Origin of the sequence: Mesorhizobium sp. M0991, assembly GCF_040318915.1 — a bacterium.
Taxonomy (GTDB): Bacteria; Pseudomonadota; Alphaproteobacteria; order Rhizobiales; family Rhizobiaceae; genus Mesorhizobium.
In genome coordinates, this window is record NZ_JAMYNE010000006.1 from 75,437 (window position 1) to 97,080 (window position 21,644).

Below are 21,644 nucleotides of genomic sequence, written 5' to 3' on the forward strand. Positions count from 1 at the left end.
TGCAGCTACAGCCGGTGCTGAATGAGCGCCCTGGTTTCGGCGATCCTGTCTTCGTTCCGGCGATAGAATATCCACTGCTTGATGCGCTTGCTACGCAAAAGCCCTGCCTGGGTGAGCACGCGCATATGCTCGCTGAGCGTCGCCTGGGTGATCCCCAGCTTTTCCGCGATCAGCAGCGCGCAGACCCCGTCCTCGATCAGATCGCCGTCCGCCTGCGGCGGAAAATGCGCGCGCGGGTCCTTGAGCCAATCGAGGATCTGCAGCCTGCGCTCGTTGGCGATCGCTTTGAAGACATCGACCTCTTGCATTTAGGTACTTTGCCAAGTTACTAAGTAATGTCAACTCTGAACGTCAACTTTGGGGAGTGAAGCATGCTGCACGGCCACACGATCACCCGCGAGCGCATCGCTGCAATGGAGCCGCGCATCCGGCCCTTCGTGCGCCACACGCCGGTGCTGCGCGTCGACATGGCCGATTTCGGCCGCCCGCCTCTGCCTGTCGACCTGAAGCTTGAGTGCTTGCAGCATTCCGGCTCGTTCAAGGCGCGTGGTGCGTTCACCAATCTCCTCGAACGGCCGGTTCCTGCGGCCGGCGTCGTCGCCGCATCGGGCGGCAACCACGGTGCCGCTGTCGCCTATGCCGCCATGCGGCTCGGCCACAAGGCGACCATCTTTGTTCCCGAAGTGAGCCCGCCTGCCAAGCTGGACCGCATCCGCGGTTACGGCGCCGAGCTGATCGTCGGCGGCGCCCGTTATGCGGAGGCACTGGCCGCCAGCGAGAGCTTCGCCGAAAAATCCGGCGCGCTGCAGATCCACGCCTTCAACCAGGAGGAGACGCTGGTCGGGCAAGGCACGCTCGGCCTCGAAATCGAGGCCGACCTGCCGAAGCTCGACACCCTGCTGGTCGCTGTCGGCGGCGGCGGACTGATCGGCGGCATCGCCGCCTGGTTTTCCGGCCGCATCAGGATCATCGCGGTCGAGCCTGAGGGTGCGCCGACGCTTCATCGCGCCTTCGCGGCGGGCCGACCCGTCGACGCGCCGGCTGAGGGCATCGCCGCCGATTCGCTCGCGCCAAAGCGTGTCGGCGAAATGATGTTTCCTATCGCCGAGGCGTTCGTCGAGCGCTCGATCCTGGTCGGCGACGACGACATTATCGCCGCCCAGGCGGCGCTGTGGGACCGCGTGCGAATCATCTCCGAGCCGGGCGGTGCGGCCGCCTTCGCGGCGCTCCTGTCCGGCCGCTACGCACCGGCTGCAGGCGAGCGCGTTGCCGTACTGGTCTGCGGCGCAAACGCCAATCCGGCGAAATTCTGACAATATCCGGGGCATTATTGTTCACGTTTTGGGGAACCGCCTCGCCTTCGCCGTGTTTGTTGGTATCCTTAGACCGATGTGCATCCGCTTGGACGCACGAAGTACGCGCTAAGATTTTAGGTCTTCGCATCGTGCTTCCCGAAAATCGACTTTTCGGGCCCATGCGATAGACTCGTGAGGCCCGGGCTATCCCGCCCGGCCCAGGAAGGGCCGATGACGCAACGACCCATCTTCACCAGCGATCGCAGTCTGGCCAGGCGCCTTGCCTTGAGCCGGCTGGGGACGCAGGTCTCGATAATCGTCGAACGCGGCTGGCCATTGCTGCTGCCACTGATCATCGTCGCCAGCCTGTTCCTCAGCATCTCGTGGCTCGGCCTGTTCCCATTCTTGCCCGATCTGGCTCGGATCGGTCTCATCACCGCATTCGGTGTCGCAGCGCTTGCCGCACTCTACCCGCTGCGTTTCTTCCGCACGCCATCCAGTGCCGAGGTCGACCGCCGCATCGAGGCGGCCAACCGATTGCTGCACAGCCCGGTGCAGGTCCAGACCGATCGCCCGAGCGGCAAGGAAAGCATTTTTTCGCAAGCCCTGTGGCGCGAGCATCAGAGGCGCATGGCGGACCGGCTGGGCGAGCTTGGCGGCGACGTGCCGCGCACACGCGTGCCGGAACGCGACCCGTGGGCGCTGCGCGCCGTTGCCGCGCTTTTGTTGGTCACTGCTTTTGCCTTCTCCTTCGGGCCGTCGGGCGGCAGGCTGAGCGACGGTTTTGTTGCCCGTGCCGCGCGTGACGTCGTGCCGCCGCGCATTGATGCCTGGGTGACGCCGCCGGCCTATACCGGCAGGCCGCCGGTATTCCTCAACGCCCCGGTCCTTGCCAACAACGCCAATCAAGCGGCGCCGACCTTCACCGTTCCGGAGGGCAGCGATGTGTCACTGCGCGTCACCGGCGGTTCGGGCGAGGAAACGCTGAGCTACGCCGACACCGGCGGCAACAGCCGCGCCATCGATCCGACAGGGCCGCAATCCAGCAAGCCGGAGGCAAATACGGCAACGCCTTCAACCGTGCGCCAGTTCAGCGGCAAGTTGACGGCCGACGGCATGCTGACGCTGCAGTCCGGCGACGGCGAGCTCGGCCGCTGGGCCTTCGCCATAATTCCCGACAAGCCGCCGCAGATCCGCTTTGTCGGCGAGCCGAAGCGCGCCGTCAACGGCGCCTTCGAACTCAACTACCAGATCGACGACGACTATGGCGCGGCCTCCGCCAAGGCGGTTTTCGCATTGGCCGATCCGCAGGCGCCCAACGCGCATCCGCTCTATGGCCCGCCGGAAATGCCGCTGACGTTGCCGCGCCGCGGCGGCAAGGCCAATGCAGCCAAGACGACGAAGGACCTGACCGACCATGCCTGGGCCGGTGGCAACGTCAAGCTGTCGCTTGTCGCCACCGACGGTGCCGGACACACGGCGACCAGCGAAACCAAGACGCTGGTGATGCCGGAGCGGCCATTCTCCAATCCATTGGCGCGGGCTGTGGTCGAGCAGCGCCGCATACTGGCGCTCGACGCCTATGCCAAGGACCGCGTGCTCGACCTGATGGATGCGATCACGCTTAGGCCCGAAGACACGTTCGACAACATGGCGCACTACCTCGCCATCATGAGCGCCCGCACCCGGCTGAAGATGGCCGACAGCGACGACCAGTTGCGCGACGAGGTCGCGTACCTTTGGGAGATCGCGCTCGGCATCGAGGAAGGCAATCTGTCGGCGGCCGAGAAGCGGCTGCGCCAGGCGCAGCAGGCGCTGCAGGATGCGATCAAGAACGGCGCCAGCGACCAAGAGATCGAGAAGGCGATGAAGGAACTGCGCGAGGCGATGAACCAGTTCCTGCAGGAATTCGCGGCGCGGGCGCAGCAGAATCCGAATGCGCCACAGATGCAGCAGAACGGCCAGGAACTGCGCCAGAGCGATATCGACCGCATGATGGACCAGATCGAGAACCTGGCGAAATCCGGCAATCGCGACCAGGCGCAGCAATTGCTGTCGGAGCTGCAGGACATGATGAACAATCTGCAGGCAGGCCGCCAGCAGCAAGGCGGCCAGCAGGACAGCGAGATGCGCCAGCAGATGGACAAGCTGGGCGAAATCATGCGGCGCCAGCAGGAGATGATGAACGACACTTTCCGCATGGACCAGATGCAGCGCGGCCAGCAACAGCGCGGACAGAACCGCGACGAGCAGCTCGGCGAGAACGGTGAGCCAGGCCCGATGGACGAAGAGGGCAAGCCAGGCCCGGGTGACGACCGCGATCCGCTCGGCCGGCCGAAGCCGATGACGCCGCAGGAATTTGCTGATGCGCTGAAGCAATTGCAGGAAGGCCAGGGCAAGCTGCAGAGCGAGCTCGATCAATTGAGGAAGAGCCTCGAAGGCATGGGCCTCGACCCCAACGAAGGGTTTGGCGAGGCCGGCAAATCCATGGGCAATGCCGAACAGGCGCTCGGCGAGGGCGAAGGCGACCAGGCCGTCGGTCACCAGGGCCGCGCGTTGGAAGCCTTGCGCAGGGGCGCCAAAGACATGATGAAGCAATTGCAGGCGATGCAAGGCGACCAGGGCGGCAACGGGCAGGGCGGGCGCCAGCAGAATGCCGACCGTGACCCGCTCGGGCGGCCCCGCACCAGCGAGGGTCCCGATGACGGAAGTTCGGTGAGAGTGCCTGACGAGATCGACGTGCAGCGTGCCCGCCAGATCCTCGAAGCGATCCGCAAGCGGCTCGGCAACGCGCTCAGCCCCGATATCGAGCGCAGCTATCTGGAGCGGTTGCTGGAGCTGAAGTAAGGCTGCCCCCAATATTCGGAAGATCGCCGTGCGGTCCGTGGTGGCCGCCACCGCCGGACTGAGCGGCACGTTTTAACGGTTGGTGAACGCCTCGCGGATCGCCTCTTCCATACCGTCGATGGCCTCGCCGGAAGCGTTCGGATTGCGCCGCAGCACTACGTTCGAGGAATCGATGTCGCCGAACCCGTCGGCGGCTGTAAGCTCGCGGCAGCCGGCCGGGATGTTGCTGCGCGAGATCGGCGCAATCGCCAGTCCGGAGGTAACGGCGAGCCGCAGGCCGCCATTGGTATCGCTGGTGTAGGCGACACGATAGGTGAGACCGCGCTGTTCCAACGACTTTATAGCGAAATCCTTGCACCAGCCGGCACGGTTGTAGAGCGCGATCGGCACCGGCCGCTCCTCATGCATGTGATGCAGTTCCGACGTCACCCATACGGTCGGATCATGCATCAGCACCTCACCGCCTGACAGATCCTGCCATTCGAACACCACCGCCAGATCGAGCTCGCCGGCGGCGAGCGACGCGATCTGCGCACCGGAATGCGCGTAGCGGACAGTGATGTCGACCTGAGGATGGCGCTTGGCAAAGGCGCCGAGCGCGCGCGACAGGATCGCGTGGCCATATTCCTCCGGGATACCGATGCGCACCGGCCCGCCAAGCGGCGCCACGACCATCGATGCCGCCGTCTCGTCGAGCAGCGAAACGATGCGCCTGGCGTTGGCGATGAGTTCGCCGCCGCGCCGCGTCAGCGCCACACCGCGCGAGCCGCGCTCGAACAGGCTGTCGCCGACCATGCCTTCGAGCCTCTTCATCTGCATCGAGACCGCCGACTGGGTGCGGCCGGCCCGCTCCGCCGCCTTGGTGAAATTGCCGGTGTCGGCGACCGCCACGAAGGTGCGCAACAGGTCGCTGTCGAGATTGGGTTTCATGTGCCCGCCATAAGAAAATCTGATAGCTGGCATCATTCCAATTCGTTTGCAACATGTCAAACGGCGGACGATAGTTGCCTCACCCATTGGATATGCGGCCGCGAAATCGGCCGCGGACCAAGCAAAAGTCCTCACTCGTACCCGCTGCCCGAAACGGTGGCGGGTTCTTTTTACCCGGATGCAGGCCTGCTTTCGGCCGCGCAAGCGGGAGACAGGAGCGCCTATGCAGAATCGGCTTGTGCTCGGCATCCTCAGCCTCTGTCTCGGCGTGCTGGTCTTTTCGCTGCAGGATCCGCTGGTCAAGGCGGTGTCGAGCCACTATCCCGTCACCGAGGTGATGGCGATCCGCTCGATAGTCGCCCTGCCGATCCTGGTTTTCCTCGTCCACGCCGATGTCGGATTGCAGGCGATCCTGTCGAAGCGGTTCGGCATGCTTACGATGCGCGCCTTCATCCAGTTCACCTCCTATACGGCCTACTATCTGGCAATCGCCGCCCTGCCGCTGGCTGACGCGGTGGCGCTCTATTTCATGGCGCCGCTGTTCATCATGGCGCTGGCCGGCCCCTATCTCGGCGAACGCGTGTCCTGGCAGGCGCTCGCCACCGTCCTGGTCGGCATGCTCGGCGTGCTGGTGATGGTGCGCCCGGGCGCCGGCTTGTTCGACTGGGCGGCGCTGCTGTCGCTAGGCTCGGCTCTGCTCTACGGTTTCTCGCAGCTGATGGCACGCAAGATCGGCGACACCGAATCCTCGACCGTCATGGCGTTTTATCAGAACGGCGCCTATCTGGCCGGTGCTGCCTTGGTGGCGGCATTGTTTTGGCTGGCAGGCATTGACCATGCTGTGCATCCGAGCCTCGAATTCCTCGTCCGGCCATGGGTCTGGCCGACGACGCCGGATCTGCTCAAGATGGGAGCATGCGGCTTCGTTGCCTCGGCCGGCATGATCCTGTTGTCGCAGGCCTACCGGCTGGCGCCTGCCAACAGCGTCGCCACCTTCGAATACACCGGTATCATCTGGTCGCCGCTATGGGGTTTTCTGTTCTTTGCCGAAGTGCCGCGACCAGCGACGGCGACCGGCGCAGCCCTCATCATCGGCGCCGGCCTGTTTGCGCTCAATGCCAGCCGGCGCCGGAGCGGCGCGCCAGCCATTGCGGCGACCTGCGACCTTGCCTGAAGGCGGTCGGCCTTGGGCTTTAGGCGAAGCAGGCGAGCGCCTGTTCGACGCGGGCGCGGATTTCAGCCAGCGTGAACGGCTTTTGCACGACGTCCAGAATGATGCCGTTCAATTCCTCGGCGCGCTCGCGCTGGTCGGCATGGCCGGTCATCAGCATGATCTTCATCGCCGGGAACAGCGCCGCTGCCGCCTTGGCCATCTCGATGCCGTCCATTTCCGGCATGCGGATGTCGGACAGCACAAGGTCGTAGCTCCCTTGCGCCGCCCGGATCAGAGAAAGGCCATGTGCGCCGTCGGCGGCAACAGTGACATTATGCCCGGCGCGTTCGAGCGCACGAGCGGCGAGAGTGCGGACGGATTCATCGTCCTCGACGATCAGGAGCTTTGCCATGGGCAGAATATTTGGCGGGGAAAAGTTGATGTTTCCTGAAGGCGCTGAGGCTCGATGAGGCCTTTCAGAATTCGCTCCGGCGAGTCAGATGGCGTGGTTTTCGAGAACCGGAGCGGAGCGGCCGTTCCAGTCCGAGAGCTTCGCGCACGATCCCGAATTCGGTTTCGATTTCGGAAAGGATCATGCGCAAAATCAAAAGTGCTACAGCGTCCTTTGCGCGTCCAAAGGACGCGCGGCGCTGTAGGAAGCGCAGAAAACTGCGTCAGGTGGCGGCCGGAGTAGAATTATCAAAAGGCCTCAAGCGTCGCCCTTGACGATGCCGACGAAGGGCAATTCGCGAAACGCGTGGGCGACGTCCATGCCATAACCGACGACGAAATAATCGGGGCAGTCGAAGCCGACATAGTCGGCGTTGAGCGTGGTCTGGCGGCGCATGCGCTTGTCGAGCAGCACGGCGATGGCACAGCTCCTCGCGCCGCGCGACAGCATGAGGTCGCGAGTGAAGCTCAGCGTCTTGCCGGATTCCAGAATGTCGTCGATGAGAAGCACGTCGCGACCGGCGACCTCGTTGTCGATGTCGCGCAGCACCCTCACCTCACCGCTGGTCGTGCCGGCGCCATAGCTGGAGATGAAGATGAACTCGACCTCGGGCGACAGGCCGACATCGTGCATGGCACGGATAAGATCGGCGGCGAAGATGAACGATCCCTTCAGCACCGAGATTACCAGAAGGTCGTGGTAGTCGTGCCCGGCGATCTCCTTGGCAAGTTCCAGGTTCCGCCGCGCGATGGCGGACGCCGAAAACAGGACTTCGATGTCCTTGCCGCGCACAACTGGCATTGGCTGCCTTTCCAGAAATGATCGCCTTTGTAGGCGAAGCCGACCGAAACGGTCTTCAACCCGTTTCTAGGCCTGTCGTGCCATCTGGCAAGGCCAATCTTTCGCAGGGCGCCCGCGAACGGTCGGATGTCCCAGCGCGTCGCGAATCGCTTATCTGGTGACCTGTTGATTTTCTGGCGCCGCTCTAACGAACCAGTGCATGGCCGCCCGAAATCCAGAAGGCGGCAAAGGCGGCACCGACGCCGAAAATCCAGAAGATCGGCCCACCATGCACCCACAACGGCCGTTCGACGGCGGTTTCGGCCTTGCGCAACATGTCCATGCCTTCGATCGAAGGCGTAGAAATCATGCGCGCAGGCGGTGGCGCAAAGTCTGGACGTGTAAAATGGCGGGGCAGCACCTCATAGTCGGCATCGATGACGTCGACGGTCACATCATGCATGATGCGTTCCGGCTCGGCGGCCGGATCGGTCATGATTTCGCCGGAAACCGGGCGCGCGGTTCGATCCTCAGCCATCATGGCCCAACACTACGGCACCTGTCCGCTGTTCGTTTCTTTTGGGTAAACGGAAATGGTTAACGCTTCCCCACCGGAACCCCTGTGACTCGCTCGAAAAGCCCCCAAATTAACTGTCGGTTAACCATGCCGGCCGATGGTCTTTCCACAGAAAGGGCTGGCATCTTGCCGCCGAGAATTTCAGGTCGTCGAAAGTGATCCGCTTCGAAAATGTCGGCCTCCGTTATGGCATGGGTCCGGAGATTCTCCGCGACATCTCCTTGCATATTCCGGAGCGCTCCTTTCAGTTCCTGAGCGGGCCTTCAGGCGCCGGCAAGACGACGTTGCTGCGGCTTTTGTTCATGTCGCTGAAGCCGACGCGCGGCCTGATCACCATTTTCGGCAAGGACCGCTCGCGCATCTCGCGTACCGAATTGCCGCATCTGAGACGACGCATCGGCGTGGTGTTCCAGGACTTTCGCCTGCTCGACCATATGACCACCTACGAGAACGTGGCCTTGCCGCTGCGCGTGCGCGGCCGCGAGGAGGCGACCTACCGCACCGACGTCACCGAGCTGCTGAAATGGGTTGGCCTCGGCGAGCGCATGCATGTGCTGCCGCCGGTGCTGTCTGGCGGCGAGAAGCAGCGCGCCGCGATCGCCCGAGCGTTGATCGAGCAGCCCGAGATCCTGCTCGCCGACGAGCCGACCGGCAATGTCGACCCGCCGCTAGCGCGACGCTTGCTGCGGTTGTTCATCGAGCTCAACCGGCTGGGAACCGCCGTGGTGATCGCCACACACGACCTTGGCCTGATGGAACAGGTCGACGCACGGCGAATGATTCTGGCCGGCGGAAGGCTGGACATCTATGACTGAGCTCTCCGTCGAACATTTCGAGGGTCAGGACGCCGCGGCGGCAAAGCCCCGCGTCCAGCGCAAAATGGCGCCGATCGTGCCGGCGCAGAACATCGCCGGCCGGGCGCTGGTGCTGGTCATCGCCATCATGACGTTTCTGTCCTGCCTGACGTTTGGCGCCGTAACGCTGGTACGTGACACCGCCTCCGTCTGGGAGAACCAGATCTCGCGCGAAGCGACCATCCAGATCAAGCCGGTCGACGGCCTCGACATGGAGGCCGCACTTGCGCTGGCCTCGCAGATCGCGGGCGAATTCCCTGGCGTGAAAAGCGCCAGGATCGTCGACCGCGAAGCAACGGCCCGGCTGCTCGAGCCTTGGTTGGGCTCGGGCCTGAACATCGATGAGCTACCGGTGCCGCGCTTGATCATCATCACCATCGACGAGAACAGTCCGCCCGATTTCGCCGCACTTCGCGCGGCGATCACGCCGAAGCTGCCGAGTGCCTCGCTCGACGATCATCGCACCTGGGTCGACCGGCTGGTTGCCATGGCGCGCACCACGGTAACGATCGGTATTGCAGTGCTGGCGCTGATGCTGTCGGCGACGGTGCTGACCGTGGTGTTCGCGACGCGCGGCGCCATGGCCGGCAACGGCCACATCATCGAGGTGCTGCATTTTGTCGGCGCCGAGGCGCGCTTCATCGCGCGCGAATTCCGCCGGCATTTTCTGGTCACCGGCATGAAGGGCGCCGCGGCAGGCGGCGCCGCGGCGATCCTCGTCTTCATCGTCTTCTCCTGGTGGTCGTCACGCAACATGGCAACGCCGCAGGCCGACCAGGCGACCGCCCTGTTCGGCAATTTCGCCATCGGCTCCGCGGGCTATCTCGGGGTCGCTGTCATGGTGCTGGTGATCGGCGCGCTGACGGCGGCAACCTCCCATTTCACCGTGGTTACCTATCTCAGCGACATCGACATTCGCCAGCCGGACGCCGGCTAAAGGAAAGATCGATCACGGATGAAAACGTATCGTCACGAAAATTGCATTTTTTTCCTACCAAAGGCCGTATTTCGGGATTAACCATTTCATGATGGACGTTCGGGACTCGACCGATACCGGTGGGTGCATGCCAGTGCTGGTTGCGCGTCCGCATGAATTCGCCGGGCCCGATGAATTTGCCAAGGCGGATCAATTCGCCAAACATGGGCGGCTGCTGGCAGCCCGCTCCTTGCGCATCTCGGCTCTCCTTCTGCTCGCCTCTATGGCGCTGTTTGTCGCCGGCTTCGGCTGGTTCGCCAATACCGTCAGCCGCCTGACTACGCCCGCCAATCCGGCAAGGGCCGACGCTATCATCGTGCTGACCGGCGGCCAATCGCGCCTCGACGCTGCGATGGGCCTGCTTGCTTCAGGCAAGGGCGAGCGGCTGCTGATCAGCGGCGTCCATCCTTCCGCCAGCCGCCGCCAGCTTCAGGCCGCGACCGGCGGCGACAAGAGGCTGTTTTCCTGCTGCGTCGACATCGACCGCGCCGCGCTCGACACGATCGGCAATGCCGAGGAAAGCGCCAAATGGGTCGAGGACCATGCCTACGGCACCGTCATCCTCGTCACCAACAATTATCACATGCCGCGCAGCCTGCTGGAAATGGGCCGGCTGCTGCACGGCGCCAGGCTCGAGCCCTATCCGGTGGTCAACACCAACCTCGAGAATGGCGGCTGGCTGACCAAGCCGGAAGCGCTGCGCGTGCTGTTCACCGAATACAACAAATACCTGCTGGCGCTGGCGCGCGGCATCATGCCGGTGAAGCAACCGCCCAACGGCGTCACGCTGGCCGACGCCGCAGGCGGAAACTGAACGGCACCGACACTTTTTATTCTCTGGCTGCTGCACCCGAGCGCAAGCGCGCGATCTCCTGCTCGAGCCGTTCTATGCGCCTGTCGCGTTCGGCCAGTGCTGCCGCCACGTCGGCCGCTTCGAAACGCTGCGGGATGTGCTGCGAGCAATTTGAATCCCAAGCCGCAACCGCAAACAGGATGACCTGCTCGGGTCGCGCCTGATAGTCTTGCGGCATAAGCTTTGCTGTCAGCTCGCCATCGCCCTCGACGACGCGCGCTTTGCCCCAGATCTTGATGCGCTGCCGGTGTGCATAATCGATCAGGAACAGGAAAGCCTGTGGGTTGTCGCTGAGATTGCCCTGGGTGATGAACTGCCTGTTGCCGGCAAAATCGGCAAAGCCGATCGTCCGCTGGTCGAGCACCTTGAGGAAACCAGCAGGCCCGCCGCGATGCTGGATGTAAGGCTGCCCGTCCGCATTGGCGGTCGACAGAAAGACGCTGGTCTGCGCCTCGATGAAGGCGGCGAGATCGGGCGTGATTTCCGCCTGCCAGCCGCCACGCTCCTCGACACGGGCATAGGCCTCGCGCGAGCCCTTGCGGGCCTGGATCGCCTTCACCGTCGGGGTGAAGGCGACATCGCTGGTATGAGCGTTCATGAAAACCCTCCTTACGCGCCGAGTTGCGCTGCATTGTTCACTCACGAAATAGGGCCTTCCATCTTCGAGATGCAGATGCCATACCTGCAACCTATCCTTCCATTTTTCGGAAGGGCAAATTTTCGGGAGAGCTATGGATCGCCTCCAGTCCATGTCGCTTTTCGTTGCCGCAGCGGAGACAGGCAGCCTCTCGGCTGCCGGGCGCCGCTTCGGCATTCCGCTGACGACGGTCAGCCGCAAGGTTTCGGACCTGGAAAAGCACCTGAAGACACGGCTGTTGAACCGCTCGGCGCGGCAGCTGTCGCTGACCGATGCAGGCCACGCCTATCTCGCCGCCTGTCGTCGCATTCTCGATGAGGTCGGCGAGGCCGAGCGAATTGCCGCCGGCGAATACAGCGCCCCGACCGGCGAACTGATCGTCACTGCGCCGATCGTCTTCGGCCGCCTGCATGTGCTGCCGGTCGTCACCGGCTTCCTCTCCGTCTATCCTGAGGTAAGTGTGCGGCTGACACTCGCCGACCGGATAACCCAGTTGGTCGAAGAGCACATCGATCTCGCCATCCGCATCGGCGAGCTTGCCGATTCGAGCCTGATCGCCACCCGCCTGGGTTCAATCCGCCGCGTCGTTTGCGCGAGCCCGGCCTATCTCACCGAGCACGGCACACCGAAAACGCCGCAAGAGCTTGCAGCACACAGTGCAATCACCTTCGAAGGGCTCACCGCCGCAGCCTGGAGCTTCGCCACCGGCAAGGCTGAATTCAGCGTGCCGGTCCGCTCCAGGTTACGGGTCAACACGGCTGAGGCAGCAATCGATGCGGCGATTGCCGGTGTCGGCGTGACGAGGCTGCTTTCCTACCAGATCGCCGCCGCAGTCCGGTCGGGTACGCTGCGCCCGGTGCTGCAGGAGTTTGAGCCCGACCCATGGCCGGTGAGCCTCGTCCATGCCGGCCAAGGGCTGCTGCCGGTGAAACTGCGCGCATTCCTCGACTTCGCCGCCCCGCGCCTGAGACAGCGCCTGCTGCAGGCGGCGTGGCAAACGTGACGAAGACGGCCCATCGCAAGGCCGGGCCGATCGCCCGCCTCGCGGCGTTTCCTTTTTGCCGGCGCTTGGTGTAACCAACGCACACCTCCTCACCGGGCACTTGCTGTATGCTCTATCTCCGCTCGCTGGCGTTCAATCTCGCCTTCTACCTCAATTTGATCGTCCAGATGATCCTCTGGACCCCGTATTATTTCCTGTCGCCGCGCCATCGCGCCTGGTTCGTGCCGAAATTCTGGTCGCGCACCAGCATGTGGCTCTACGACAAGATCGCCGGCACCAGAAGTGAGATCACCGGCCGGGAAAACCTGCCTGAAGGCTCCTTCATCCTGGCGCCGAAGCACCAGTCCTTCTGGGACACGATCGCTTTCCTGCCGTATCTCGACGATCCCGTTTACATATTGAAGCGGGAGCTGACCTGGATCCCGTTCTTCGGTTGGTACATCTTGAAGATGCGGATGATTCCGGTCGATCGCGGCAGCCGCTCGAAGGCATTGAAGATGGTGATCGCCGCGACCAAACAGGAATTGGCGCGCAATCCGCGCCAGCTCATCATCTATCCCGAGGGCACGCGCCGGGCGCCGGGCGACGAACCGGTCTACAAATACGGCATCGTCGAACTCTATGCGCAACTTGGCATTCCAGTCGTGCCAGTCGCTCACGTCGCCGGCCTCTATTGGCCGCGCCGCAAATTCCTGCGCTATCCCGGTACGATCAAGGCGCGCTTCCTGCCGCCGATCCCGCCCGGCCTCGGCAAGGAAGAATTCATGCAGCGGCTGATCGGCGAGACGGAGGCCGCCTGCGACCAGCTCCTCGTCGAGGCGTCGCAGACGCCAAACCCGCCGCCGTTGCCGCCGACGGCGGTGAAACGGCTTGGTGAGCTGGACGGGAAACCCGAATTGAAAGGCTGAGGCAACGGCCGCGGATGCCAGAATGGCTCACGGCAGGGCAGCCAGGGCGGCTGTTGCAATCAGCGTCACCGCAAACACCAGATTGATGATCCGCGACGCCAGCGGTTTGTGCAGCAAACGTGCAAAGGCCGCGCCGGCGAGAAGCCACAAGAGATGAATGGCAACGATCATCAAGACGAGAACCGCCAGCTTGGCTGAAATAGCAAGACCGGCGGCGGCGCCGGAAGACGCGCCGGCGAACACGGCGGCAATCGCCACATAGGCTTTCGGGTTGGCAACGGCCAGAAGGAACCCGCCAAGGAAGGTGGGAAGGGCCGCGCCACCGACGCGTGCCGCCAGTGGCGGCGCCGTCGCTATCTTGAACGCCAGGTAGAGGATGTAGGCTGCCGAGACGACCGCCAGCAGCGCTGCGAGCTTCGGCAGCGCGGTGAGAACGGCCATGATGCCGGTCGCCACCACCAAAAGCACGAGGACCGTGCCGACAACGATCCCCGAGGCATAGCGGAGCGAATCGCGCAGGCCGAACGCGGCGCCGACCGCGGTGACACTTATCGTCGCCGGCCCCGGGCTGCCCATGACGATGGCCGATGCCAGCACAAGCGCCAGCAATTGCTGCCATAGCTGCTGATCGAGAAGAACCTGTCCGGCCATGCGGCGTCCTGCATCCTGTGACGATGCAGGGACGGTAGGACAAGGCAGCGGTGCCGGTCTTGAACGATCGTGCGCGGCTATGCGCTGGCCTTGTCGAGCTCGGCGATATCGTCCGGGCTGAGCTGCAACGACGCGGCACGCACCAGGCTGTGGAGCTGGTCGAGCGTCGTCGCGCTGGCGATCGGAGCGGTGACGCCGGGCCGCGCCATCACCCAGGCAAGCGCCACTTCCGCTGGCTTGGCCGAATGTCTGGCTGAAACGGCATCGAGCGCTGAGAGAATGAGCATGCCGCGGGTGTTGAGATAGCCCTTCACGCCGCCACCGCGCGGGCTTTTGCCGAGGTCGGCCTCGCTGCGGTACTTGCCGCTCAGAAACCCCTTGGCGAGGCTGAAATAGGTGATGACGCCGATGCCCTCGGCCACGCACAGATCGCGCAGCGGACCATCGAAGGACGAGCGGTCGTAGAGATTGTATTCCGGCTGCAGCACCTCGTAACGCGGCAGGCCGCGCAGGCTTGCCACGTCGAGTGCGGCGCGCAACTGGGCGGCGTCGAGGTTGGAAGCGCCAGTATAGCGGATTTTGCCCTTATCGAGCAGTCTCTGGTAGGCGCCGAGCGTTTCCTCATAGGGAGTGGCCGGATCAGGCCAGTGCGACAGATAGAGATCGACAGTATCGACCTGCAGCCTCTTCAGCGAGGCGTCGATGGCCTTTTCGATATAGGCGGCGGACAGGTCCCTCTTGCCCTGTCCCATGTCCGAGCCGACCTTGGTGACGACGACAACCTTTTCGCGGTTGCCGCGGCTCTTCATCCATTTGCCGATGATGGTTTCGGATTCGCCGCCCCGGTGGCCGGCAATCCAGCGCGAATAGGAATCGGCCGTGTCGATGGCGTTGAGGCCGGCGTCGACGAAGCGATCGAGCAGGTCGAAGGAGGTTTTCTCATCGGCGGTCCAGCCGAAGACATTGCCGCCCAGAACCAATGGCGCGATGGATAGGTCGGTGCGACCGAGACGACGTTTCTGCAAGGCTGATCTCCATGGTGATTCATGCTGGGGCGGGTGGGAGCCGCCGACCGGGCTAACTATGTCGCGCCGCGGCGACGTCAAACGCATAGCCTCCTTTCCAGCCCGCCGGCGCTTCACAAAACCGCGACCCGCCGCGCCGCGTCCGGGATATCCAAACCAGCAGCCTCTGAAGAAACGATCTGGCAAGTTTAGCACATAGATTGTCAAATCTGCCAATTCTGACTTTTGCCGGCCGACCGTAGGTTCCACGGCACCGACGCAAGTCTCGGCACGGTCTGGCCGGGCCCAGACTGTTTGCCCCCGATCGTTTGTTATGGAGACCGGCATGAAAGCAATTGTATTTGACGCCATCGGCTCGCCGCGCGACGTGCTCTATGTGGATGACCTGCCGATGCCGCGGATCGGCGACGACGATGTGCTGCTCAGGATGGTCTCGGCCTCGATCAATCCGGGCGACTTCCTGTTTATCCAGAACCTCTATCCCGAACCGAAGAAGCCGCATTTTCCCCAGCAGATCGCCGGAAACCATGGTGCCGGCATCGTCGAAGCCGTTGGCGCAAACGTCCGGTTTGAACCGGGCACGCTTGTCGCGTTCAGCTATTATGGCAGCTGGGCCGAGTACGCGGCCATTCCCGCCGACTGGCTGATCCCGTTGCCTGCCGGCTATCCTGTCGAACGCGCCGGGCAGATGGTGAACCCCATTACCGCGTGGGATCTGCTGGTGGATTCCCGTGTGCGGCCTGGCCAGTGGCTGGCTGTCACGGCCGGCTATTCGTCGATTTCGACAATGGTGATGCAGTTCGCCCAACGACGCGGCATCAACGTCATCGCGGTTGTGCGGCGCTCGCACCAAAGCTTCGACCTGAAAACGCTTGGCGCCGCTGCCATTCTTGACCTTTCGGACTTGAAGGCAAGTATCCGGGAAGCGGTGATGGATATCACCGGCGGCGCCGGATTGAACGGGATTATCGACAATGTCGGCGGACCTGTCAGCGGCGAATTGATCCGCACCCTGGCGCTCGGCGGGCAGATGGTGATCAATGGCGGCATGAGTGCCGAGCGCTTCGAACTGCACAATTTCGATGTGTTGCTGAGCGGCGTCGAGATCAGGGCGAATATCTATCGCTATTTCTTTTCGCCGCCGGTCGAAGCCGACCGACCTGTCCTACGCGAGATCATCGACACCTTCGGCCAGCCCGACTTCCACGTTCCTGTCGGCGGTCTCCACGCGCTGACCGAGTTCAAGCTTGCCGTGGCAAACAGCCTGGATCGCGCCGATCTTGGAAAACAGATTTTCAGGACATAGCCCAGGCCACGACACCGAGGCTACGTCGCGATCCGTCTCGTCACGTCTTCCAGCCAGTGATCGCTTATACCCAGTGCTTCGAGGTGCTCTAGCGTGCTGAGCACGTAATCCTCATTCCTCCCCGACTGGCCGACGGCGCCGCGAACGACGGTCGCCGCCTCGGCCGGGTCGAGCGCACCGGCATATTGCTCATGACTGCGGTCCACGACATAGGCGACGGCTTCGACCATCTCGCCCCCATCCGTTTCACTCTTGTCGAGGCGAACGCTGAGTACACGTTCGAGATAGACGTTGGTGACCAGTTCGCGCTCGCGCAGATAGGTGATGACCTCGTTGCGCAGCTCGCCTGGAACCCGGAACGCCAGCCCGATGCAGGAGCCGCCGCGGTCGAGGCCGAGCACCAGGCCCGGCCGTTCGCGCGTGCCGCGATGCACGAAAGAATAGACGCAGAGCGAACGGCGATAGCCATGCAGGCGGGCGCGCCGCGTCTCGACATGGGCGAATCCCGGCCGCCAGATCAGTGAGCCGTAGCCAAAAACCCAAAAATCGCCCATATCGCCAAGCCTGATTGTGACGAACCACCCCACCGGTGGTGTTTCAGTCCGTCTACCCGTTGTTGCCGCAAGCGACAGCCCGCCCGTGCCACCCGCGTTAACGAAAGCCGCAGCATGACGTCAAGTGACGAGCGCCCGCCGCCCAGCCAACGTCGCCGCCTGTTGTGGCTTGCCGCATTCATTCTCGTGCTGTTCGGCATCTACAGCGCGGGCTGGTTCTACCTGGCGGACCTGGTCGAGAGCGCGACCGACAAGGCGGTCGCCGATCTCGACGTCAACGGTATCAAGGCCGAGTGCGCCAATCTCGCGGTTAGGGGCTATCCCTTCAGCTTCACCCTTTCCTGCGACAGTCTGGCTTACGAGGACGACCGCCGCAACGTCGCGGCATCGACAGGCAAAATCAACGCAGCCACGCAGATCACCCGGCTTTTGTCGCCTGCCGCCGAGCTCAGGGGGCCGCTCAGGACCTCTGTTCCCGGCATGACCCCGCTGTGGATCGACTGGGATGATCTGCGGGCCGACATGAAGCTGTCCTGGCCGCTGCCGAGGCGCCTCTCGCTGCAGGCAGAAGGCCTGTCCGGCCAGACCGATCCGGCAGACGACACCGATCCCGTCTCGCTGTTCAGCGCCGGAACCGCCACCGGACAATTGCGCCCAAACGGCCCGGACATCGACTATGCCGGCAATTTCACCGATCTTGAAATCGACGCGGCGGCCATCGACGGGCGCGTCTTGCCGCCGCTTGACGGCAGCGGCGACGTGACGCTGAAGAACGGCGTGACGCTGATCAAGGCAAATCCGAAGAGCCTGCGCGGCCAGGCGGCCGAAATCCACGAGCTCGATCTGTCGTCCGGAACTGCGCGCATCACCGTTTCCGGACCGCTGTCGGTCGATGACGACGGTCTCATAAATGCCGACCTGACGATCAAGCTCACTGATCCGAAGGCCGTGGCGGCAATCCTCGCCACCGCCATCCCCGAGCAGAAGAGAGAGATCCAAACCGGCTTTGCCGGACTGGCGCTGCTCGGCAACCAGCCGTCGATGCCGCTTAAGATCGTCAGGGGCAAGGCCTCGCTCGGCTTCATCCCGCTCGGCAAGATCAAGCCGCTCGACTAGAGCAATTCCAGGAAAAGTGTGAAACGGTTTTCCGTCCGGAATTGCGCAAAAACAAAGAGATAGAGCGGTTCGGCGTTTCTGTGAAACGATGAACCGCTCCAAGCCGGTACGGCCTGCGATCGGCTTGCCGCGGCTTATCCCTTCGGCGGGTGTTCGACTGCCTGGCGGCCGAAATCCGGTACGTCGATGTCCTGGCCGGCCTCGATGATCGAGCGGCGGACGGCGCGAGTGCGGGTGAACAGGTCGAACAGTTTTTCGCCGTCGCCCCAGCGGATCGCCCGCTGCAGCGAGGAGAGATCTTCGGAAAACCGCGCCAGCATTTCGAGAATGGCGTCCTTGTTGTGCAGGCAGACGTCGCGCCACATGGTCGGGTCGGACGCCGCGAGACGGGTGAAGTCGCGAAAGCCGGAAGCCGAGTATTTGATGACCTCGGACTTGGTCACCGACTCCAGATCGTCGGCGGTACCGACGATGTTGTAGGCGATGATGTGCGGCAGGTGCGAAACGATGGCCAGCGTCATGTCGTGATGCTGCGGGTCCATCGTGTCGATGTTGGAGCCGCAGCGGCGCCAGAATTCCGAGAGCTTTTCCAGTGCCGCGGGATCGGTGCCGGGCAGCGGCGTGAAGATGCACCAGCGGTTCTCGAACAGTTCGGCAAAACCGGCATCCGGTCCCGATTTTTCGGTGCCGGCCAAAGGATGGCCGGGGATGAAGTGCACGCCATCAGGGACATGCGGCTGCATCTGCGCGATGACCGACGCCTTGGTCGAGCCGACATCGGTGAGGATGGCGCCCTTCTTCAGCGCCGGTGCGATCTCCGCGGCGACGGTACCCGAAGAGCCGACCGGCACCGAAACGATGACCAGATCGGCGTCGCGAACCGCCTCTTTCGCGTCCGTCGTGTAGGTGTCGCCAAGGCCAAGTTCGCGCGCCCGCGCCAGCGTCTCCTCGCTGCGCGTCGAAATCGCGACTTGGCCGGCCAGTCCCTCGCGGCGGATGACGCGGGCAAGCGACGAGCCGATCAGGCCGATGCCGACCAGCGCGATCTTTTCGAACATCGGTGAGGTCATGGTGTTCTAGCTTTTCAGGAATGTCGCGAGTGCTGCGACAACGCCGCGGTTGGCCTCTTCGGTGCCGATGCTCATGCGCAGCGCGTTGGGAAAACCGTAGCCGGAAACGCGCCGCAATATGTAGCCGCGCTGGCTGAGGTAGTCGTCGGCCGCCTCCGCCGAATGCTTTTTGTCCTCGGGAAAGTGGATGAGGATGAAATTGCCGACGCTCGGCGTCACCCGCAGCCCAAGCCCCTCCAATTGCTCGCTCAGCCAAGCCAGCCAGGTCTCGTTATGCGCGACGCTGCGTTCGATGTGGGCGCGGTCGCGGATCGCCGCGATGCCGGCCTCGATTGCCGTCGCATTGACATTGAAAGGTCCCCGCACGCGGTTGATCGCGTCGATGACGTGCATTGGCGCATACATCCAGCCGATCCGCGCGCCGCCCAGGCCCAATTTGGAGAAAGTGCGGGTCATGACCACGTTTTCCGCGCTGCCCACCAACTCGACGCCGGCTTCATAGTCGTTGCGCCGGACATATTCGGCGTAAGCGGCATCCAGCACCAGAAGCACGTTTCGCGGCAGGCCGGCATGCAGGCGGCGCACCTCCTGGAACGGCACGTAAGTGCCGGTTGGATTGTTTGGATTGGCAAGGAAGATGATCCTGGTGCGCGGCGTCACCGCGGCAAGGATCGCGTCGATGTCGGCGCGTTCGTGGGTCTCCTTGACCGTTACCGGGACCGCACCGGCCGACTGTATATAGATCTTGTAGACCATGAAGCCGTGTTCGGTGATGATGGCTTCATCGCCGGGTGCGAGGTAGGTCTGCGCCAGCAGGCCCAGAATCTCGTCGGAGCCGTTGGAGCAGACGATGTTCGCCGGGTTGAGCCCGTGCACCTCGGCGATCGCTTCCCTCAGGCGCCTGGCGCTGCCGTCGGGATAGACCGCGAGCTTGTCGGCGACCGCGCGCGCGGCCTCTATCGCCTTTGGCGAAGGACCGAGCGGGTTCTCGTTCGCCGACAATTTATGGACCTTGGCGACACCTTCAGACGCCGCGCTCTTGCCGGGCACATAGGCTTCGATGTCCATGATGCCGGCGCGGGGCGTTGGACGTATCTGATCCGGTGTCTGGCTCATTCCATGAAATCCGTCGAGGATGCCTCCATCCGGAGGCCGCAGCGGAAATACAAGCCGTGGCCCGGAATGTCGAGGGGCGGCAATTCGGGATCAAGAACTTGCCGTTGACGAAGCCATGCGCGAGTCATAGAAGAACGGCTACAGTTCCGTGGTGATTTGGCCGGTCGGCTTGCAGCCACGTTAAACAACTTGCTAAAGGGCCGTTTGCATCCTGTAACCGGCTTTGCGAAGGCATGGCCGGTTTTTTGTTGCCCTGACTGGTTGTTGCTCCAGACTGGCGGCAGCTGAAGCCCGGGCAAGGAGATGTGATGGTCGCTTTGCGCGCTCGAAAAACCAACAACGAGGCCGACCAGCCGTCGAGCCCGGTGTTGCGTTTCGGCGCCGACAAGCCGCTCAAGCTCGACGCCGGCACGCTGCTGTCGCCGTTCCAGATCGCCTACCAGACCTATGGCACGCTCAACGACGCGCGCTCCAACGCCATCCTCGTCTGCCATGCGCTGACCGGCGACCAGCATGTCGCCAACACCAATCCGGTGACCGGCAAGCCGGGCTGGTGGGAAGTGCTGATCGGCCCCGGCAAGATCATCGACACCGACCGTTTCTTCGTAATCTCGTCAAACGTCATCGGCGGCTGTCTCGGCTCCACCGGCCCCGCCTCGACAAATCCCGCCACCGCCAAGCCCTACGGGCTCGACCTGCCGATCATCACCATCCGCGACATGGTGCGGGCGCAGCTGAAGCTGGTCGAGCATTTCGGCATCGAACAGCTGTTCAGCGTGCTTGGCGGCTCGATGGGCGGCATGCAGGTGCTGCAATGGGCCTCCAGCTATCCGGAGCGCGTCTTCTCGGCGCTGCCGATCGCCACCGGCGCCCGCCACTCTTCGCAGAACATCGCTTTCCACGAGGTCGGCAGGCAGGCAGTGATGGCCGACCCGGACTGGCACGGCGGCAAATATTTCGAGCATGGCAAGCGGCCGGAAAAGGGGCTGGCGGTGGCGCGCATGGCCGCCCACATCACCTATCTGTCGGAAGCAGCGCTGCACCGCAAGTTCGGCCGCAACCTGCAGGACCGCGAAGCGCTGACCTTCGGCTTCGATGCCGACTTCCAGATCGAGAGCTATCTGCGCCATCAGGGCATGACCTTCGTCGATCGCTTCGATGCCAACTCCTATCTCTATATGACCCGGGCGATGGACTATTTCGATCTCGCCGCCGACCATGGCGGCCGGCTGGCCGATGCCTTCGCCGGCACCAAGACGCGCTTCTGCCTGGTTTCGTTCACCAGCGACTGGCTGTTCCCGACCGAGGAGAGCCGCTCGGTCGTGCACGCGCTGAACGCGGCCGGCGCCTCGGTCTCGTTCGTCGAGATTGAGACCGACCGCGGCCACGACGCCTTCCTGCTCGACGAACCGGAACTGTTCGCCGCCATCAAAGGCTTCATCGCCTCGGCCGCGCGGGCGAGAGGGCTCGGCGCATGACCCCGAAAAGTTGCAGGCTGTTCGGATCAGGACCATGCGCCAGGCATCAGCGCATGACCCCGAA

General features: G+C 63.5%; 22 protein-coding genes and 1 riboswitch. Of the genes, 11 read left to right on the forward strand and 11 right to left on the reverse strand.

The window, feature by feature from the left end; genetic code table 11:
* Positions 1–5 precede the first annotated feature (5 nt).
* The gene (locus NKH70_RS11390; protein WP_352714176.1) at positions 6–308 is read right to left on the reverse strand and encodes an ArsR/SmtB family transcription factor; all 303 of its coding nucleotides are present in this window, start codon (positions 306–308) and stop codon (positions 6–8) included.
* A gap of 63 nt (positions 309–371) precedes the next feature.
* Here NKH70_RS11390 and NKH70_RS11395 point away from each other — a divergent pair, with 63 nt between their 5' ends.
* Together NKH70_RS11395 and NKH70_RS11400 are read left to right on the forward strand one after the other, a co-directional pair.
* Positions 372–1,313, forward strand: coding sequence for a threonine/serine dehydratase (locus tag NKH70_RS11395; protein WP_352714177.1), 942 nt, complete (start codon positions 372–374; stop codon positions 1,311–1,313).
* Positions 1,314–1,526: 213 nt separating this feature from the next.
* The gene (locus NKH70_RS11400; RefSeq protein ID WP_352714178.1) at positions 1,527–4,142 is read left to right on the forward strand and encodes a TIGR02302 family protein; all 2,616 of its coding nucleotides are present in this window, start codon (positions 1,527–1,529) and stop codon (positions 4,140–4,142) included.
* Positions 4,143–4,214: 72 nt separating this feature from the next.
* Here the strand turns inward: NKH70_RS11400 and NKH70_RS11405 are convergent, their stop codons facing one another.
* Positions 4,215–5,072: a LysR substrate-binding domain-containing protein gene (locus tag NKH70_RS11405; RefSeq protein ID WP_352714180.1), complete on the reverse strand. Its 858-nt coding sequence runs from the start codon at positions 5,070–5,072 to the stop codon at positions 4,215–4,217.
* A 223-nt stretch (positions 5,073–5,295) separates the two neighbouring features.
* On the opposite strand from NKH70_RS11405, the gene NKH70_RS11410 reads away from it, so the two are divergent.
* Positions 5,296–6,246, forward strand: coding sequence for a DMT family transporter (locus NKH70_RS11410; RefSeq protein ID WP_352714182.1), 951 nt, complete (start codon positions 5,296–5,298; stop codon positions 6,244–6,246).
* A gap of 19 nt (positions 6,247–6,265) precedes the next feature.
* On the opposite strand, the gene NKH70_RS11415 is transcribed toward NKH70_RS11410, so the two are convergent.
* The 3 genes from NKH70_RS11415 to NKH70_RS11425 form a co-directional block, all read right to left on the reverse strand.
* The gene (locus tag NKH70_RS11415) at positions 6,266–6,637 is read right to left on the reverse strand and encodes a response regulator (protein ID WP_353025271.1); all 372 of its coding nucleotides are present in this window, start codon (positions 6,635–6,637) and stop codon (positions 6,266–6,268) included.
* A 297-nt stretch (positions 6,638–6,934) separates the two neighbouring features.
* On the reverse strand, positions 6,935–7,477 hold the full coding sequence (gene hpt, locus NKH70_RS11420; protein WP_254816654.1) for a hypoxanthine phosphoribosyltransferase: 543 nt from the start codon (positions 7,475–7,477) through the stop codon (positions 6,935–6,937).
* A gap of 184 nt (positions 7,478–7,661) precedes the next feature.
* Entirely contained in the window at positions 7,662–7,952 is a 291-nt protein-coding gene (locus NKH70_RS11425) for a hypothetical protein (RefSeq protein WP_352714184.1), read from the reverse strand.
* Positions 7,953–8,188: 236 nt separating this feature from the next.
* Between NKH70_RS11425 and ftsE the strand changes: the two genes are divergently transcribed.
* The 3 genes from ftsE to NKH70_RS11440 all read left to right on the forward strand — a co-directional run bounded on the left by ftsE (position 8,189) and on the right by NKH70_RS11440 (position 10,677).
* Positions 8,189–8,848 (forward strand): cell division ATP-binding protein FtsE, encoded by a 660-nt coding sequence (gene ftsE, locus NKH70_RS11430; RefSeq protein ID WP_023677923.1) that lies wholly within the window; start codon positions 8,189–8,191, stop codon positions 8,846–8,848.
* A complete protein-coding gene (locus NKH70_RS11435; protein ID WP_352505094.1) occupies positions 8,841–9,824 on the forward strand; it encodes a cell division protein FtsX in 984 nt (327 codons plus the stop codon). Before ftsE ends, NKH70_RS11435 begins: the two co-directional genes overlap by 8 nt.
* A gap of 88 nt (positions 9,825–9,912) precedes the next feature.
* The gene (locus NKH70_RS11440; protein WP_352714186.1) at positions 9,913–10,677 is read left to right on the forward strand and encodes a YdcF family protein; all 765 of its coding nucleotides are present in this window, start codon (positions 9,913–9,915) and stop codon (positions 10,675–10,677) included.
* Positions 10,678–10,693: 16 nt separating this feature from the next.
* On the opposite strand, the gene NKH70_RS11445 is transcribed toward NKH70_RS11440, so the two are convergent.
* Positions 10,694–11,314, reverse strand: coding sequence for a pyridoxamine 5'-phosphate oxidase family protein (locus tag NKH70_RS11445; RefSeq protein ID WP_352714187.1), 621 nt, complete (start codon positions 11,312–11,314; stop codon positions 10,694–10,696).
* A 133-nt stretch (positions 11,315–11,447) separates the two neighbouring features.
* Between NKH70_RS11445 and NKH70_RS11450 the strand changes: the two genes are divergently transcribed.
* Together NKH70_RS11450 and NKH70_RS11455 are read left to right on the forward strand one after the other, a co-directional pair.
* Entirely contained in the window at positions 11,448–12,356 is a 909-nt protein-coding gene (locus NKH70_RS11450; protein WP_352714189.1) for a LysR family transcriptional regulator, read from the forward strand.
* 107 nt (positions 12,357–12,463) lie between these two features.
* Positions 12,464–13,264 carry a lysophospholipid acyltransferase family protein gene (locus tag NKH70_RS11455; RefSeq protein ID WP_352714191.1) on the forward strand — a complete coding sequence of 267 codons (801 nt, stop codon included), beginning with the start codon at positions 12,464–12,466 and terminating at the stop codon, positions 13,262–13,264.
* A gap of 27 nt (positions 13,265–13,291) precedes the next feature.
* On the opposite strand, the gene NKH70_RS11460 is transcribed toward NKH70_RS11455, so the two are convergent.
* Positions 13,292–13,915 (reverse strand): LysE family transporter, encoded by a 624-nt coding sequence (locus NKH70_RS11460; protein ID WP_352714193.1) that lies wholly within the window; start codon positions 13,913–13,915, stop codon positions 13,292–13,294.
* Positions 13,916–13,992: 77 nt separating this feature from the next.
* The gene (locus NKH70_RS11465) at positions 13,993–14,940 is read right to left on the reverse strand and encodes an aldo/keto reductase (protein WP_352714195.1); all 948 of its coding nucleotides are present in this window, start codon (positions 14,938–14,940) and stop codon (positions 13,993–13,995) included.
* A 325-nt stretch (positions 14,941–15,265) separates the two neighbouring features.
* Here NKH70_RS11465 and NKH70_RS11470 point away from each other — a divergent pair, with 325 nt between their 5' ends.
* Positions 15,266–16,246: a quinone oxidoreductase family protein gene (locus NKH70_RS11470; RefSeq protein ID WP_352714197.1), complete on the forward strand. Its 981-nt coding sequence runs from the start codon at positions 15,266–15,268 to the stop codon at positions 16,244–16,246.
* Between the two features lie 20 nt (positions 16,247–16,266).
* On the opposite strand, the gene NKH70_RS11475 is transcribed toward NKH70_RS11470, so the two are convergent.
* Positions 16,267–16,800, reverse strand: coding sequence for a gamma-glutamylcyclotransferase (locus NKH70_RS11475; RefSeq protein WP_352714198.1), 534 nt, complete (start codon positions 16,798–16,800; stop codon positions 16,267–16,269).
* 114 nt (positions 16,801–16,914) lie between these two features.
* Here NKH70_RS11475 and NKH70_RS11480 point away from each other — a divergent pair, with 114 nt between their 5' ends.
* Complete coding sequence (locus NKH70_RS11480) at positions 16,915–17,916, forward strand: DUF2125 domain-containing protein (protein WP_352714199.1); 1,002 nt, start codon at positions 16,915–16,917, stop codon at positions 17,914–17,916.
* 134 nt (positions 17,917–18,050) lie between these two features.
* Here NKH70_RS11480 and NKH70_RS11485 read toward each other — a convergent pair whose 3' ends face one another.
* Both NKH70_RS11485 and hisC read right to left on the reverse strand, forming a co-directional pair.
* A complete protein-coding gene (locus NKH70_RS11485) occupies positions 18,051–18,986 on the reverse strand; it encodes a prephenate/arogenate dehydrogenase family protein (RefSeq protein WP_353025274.1) in 936 nt (311 codons plus the stop codon).
* Positions 18,987–18,992: 6 nt separating this feature from the next.
* Positions 18,993–20,102 carry a histidinol-phosphate transaminase gene (gene hisC / locus NKH70_RS11490; protein ID WP_352714201.1) on the reverse strand — a complete coding sequence of 370 codons (1,110 nt, stop codon included), beginning with the start codon at positions 20,100–20,102 and terminating at the stop codon, positions 18,993–18,995.
* Positions 20,103–20,240: 138 nt separating this feature from the next.
* Positions 20,241–20,318: riboswitch (SAM riboswitch) on the forward strand.
* 92 nt (positions 20,319–20,410) lie between these two features.
* Here hisC and metX point away from each other — a divergent pair.
* Positions 20,411–21,580: a homoserine O-acetyltransferase MetX gene (gene metX / locus NKH70_RS11495; protein WP_352714202.1), complete on the forward strand. Its 1,170-nt coding sequence runs from the start codon at positions 20,411–20,413 to the stop codon at positions 21,578–21,580.
* The last annotated feature ends 64 nt before the right edge of the window (positions 21,581–21,644 follow it).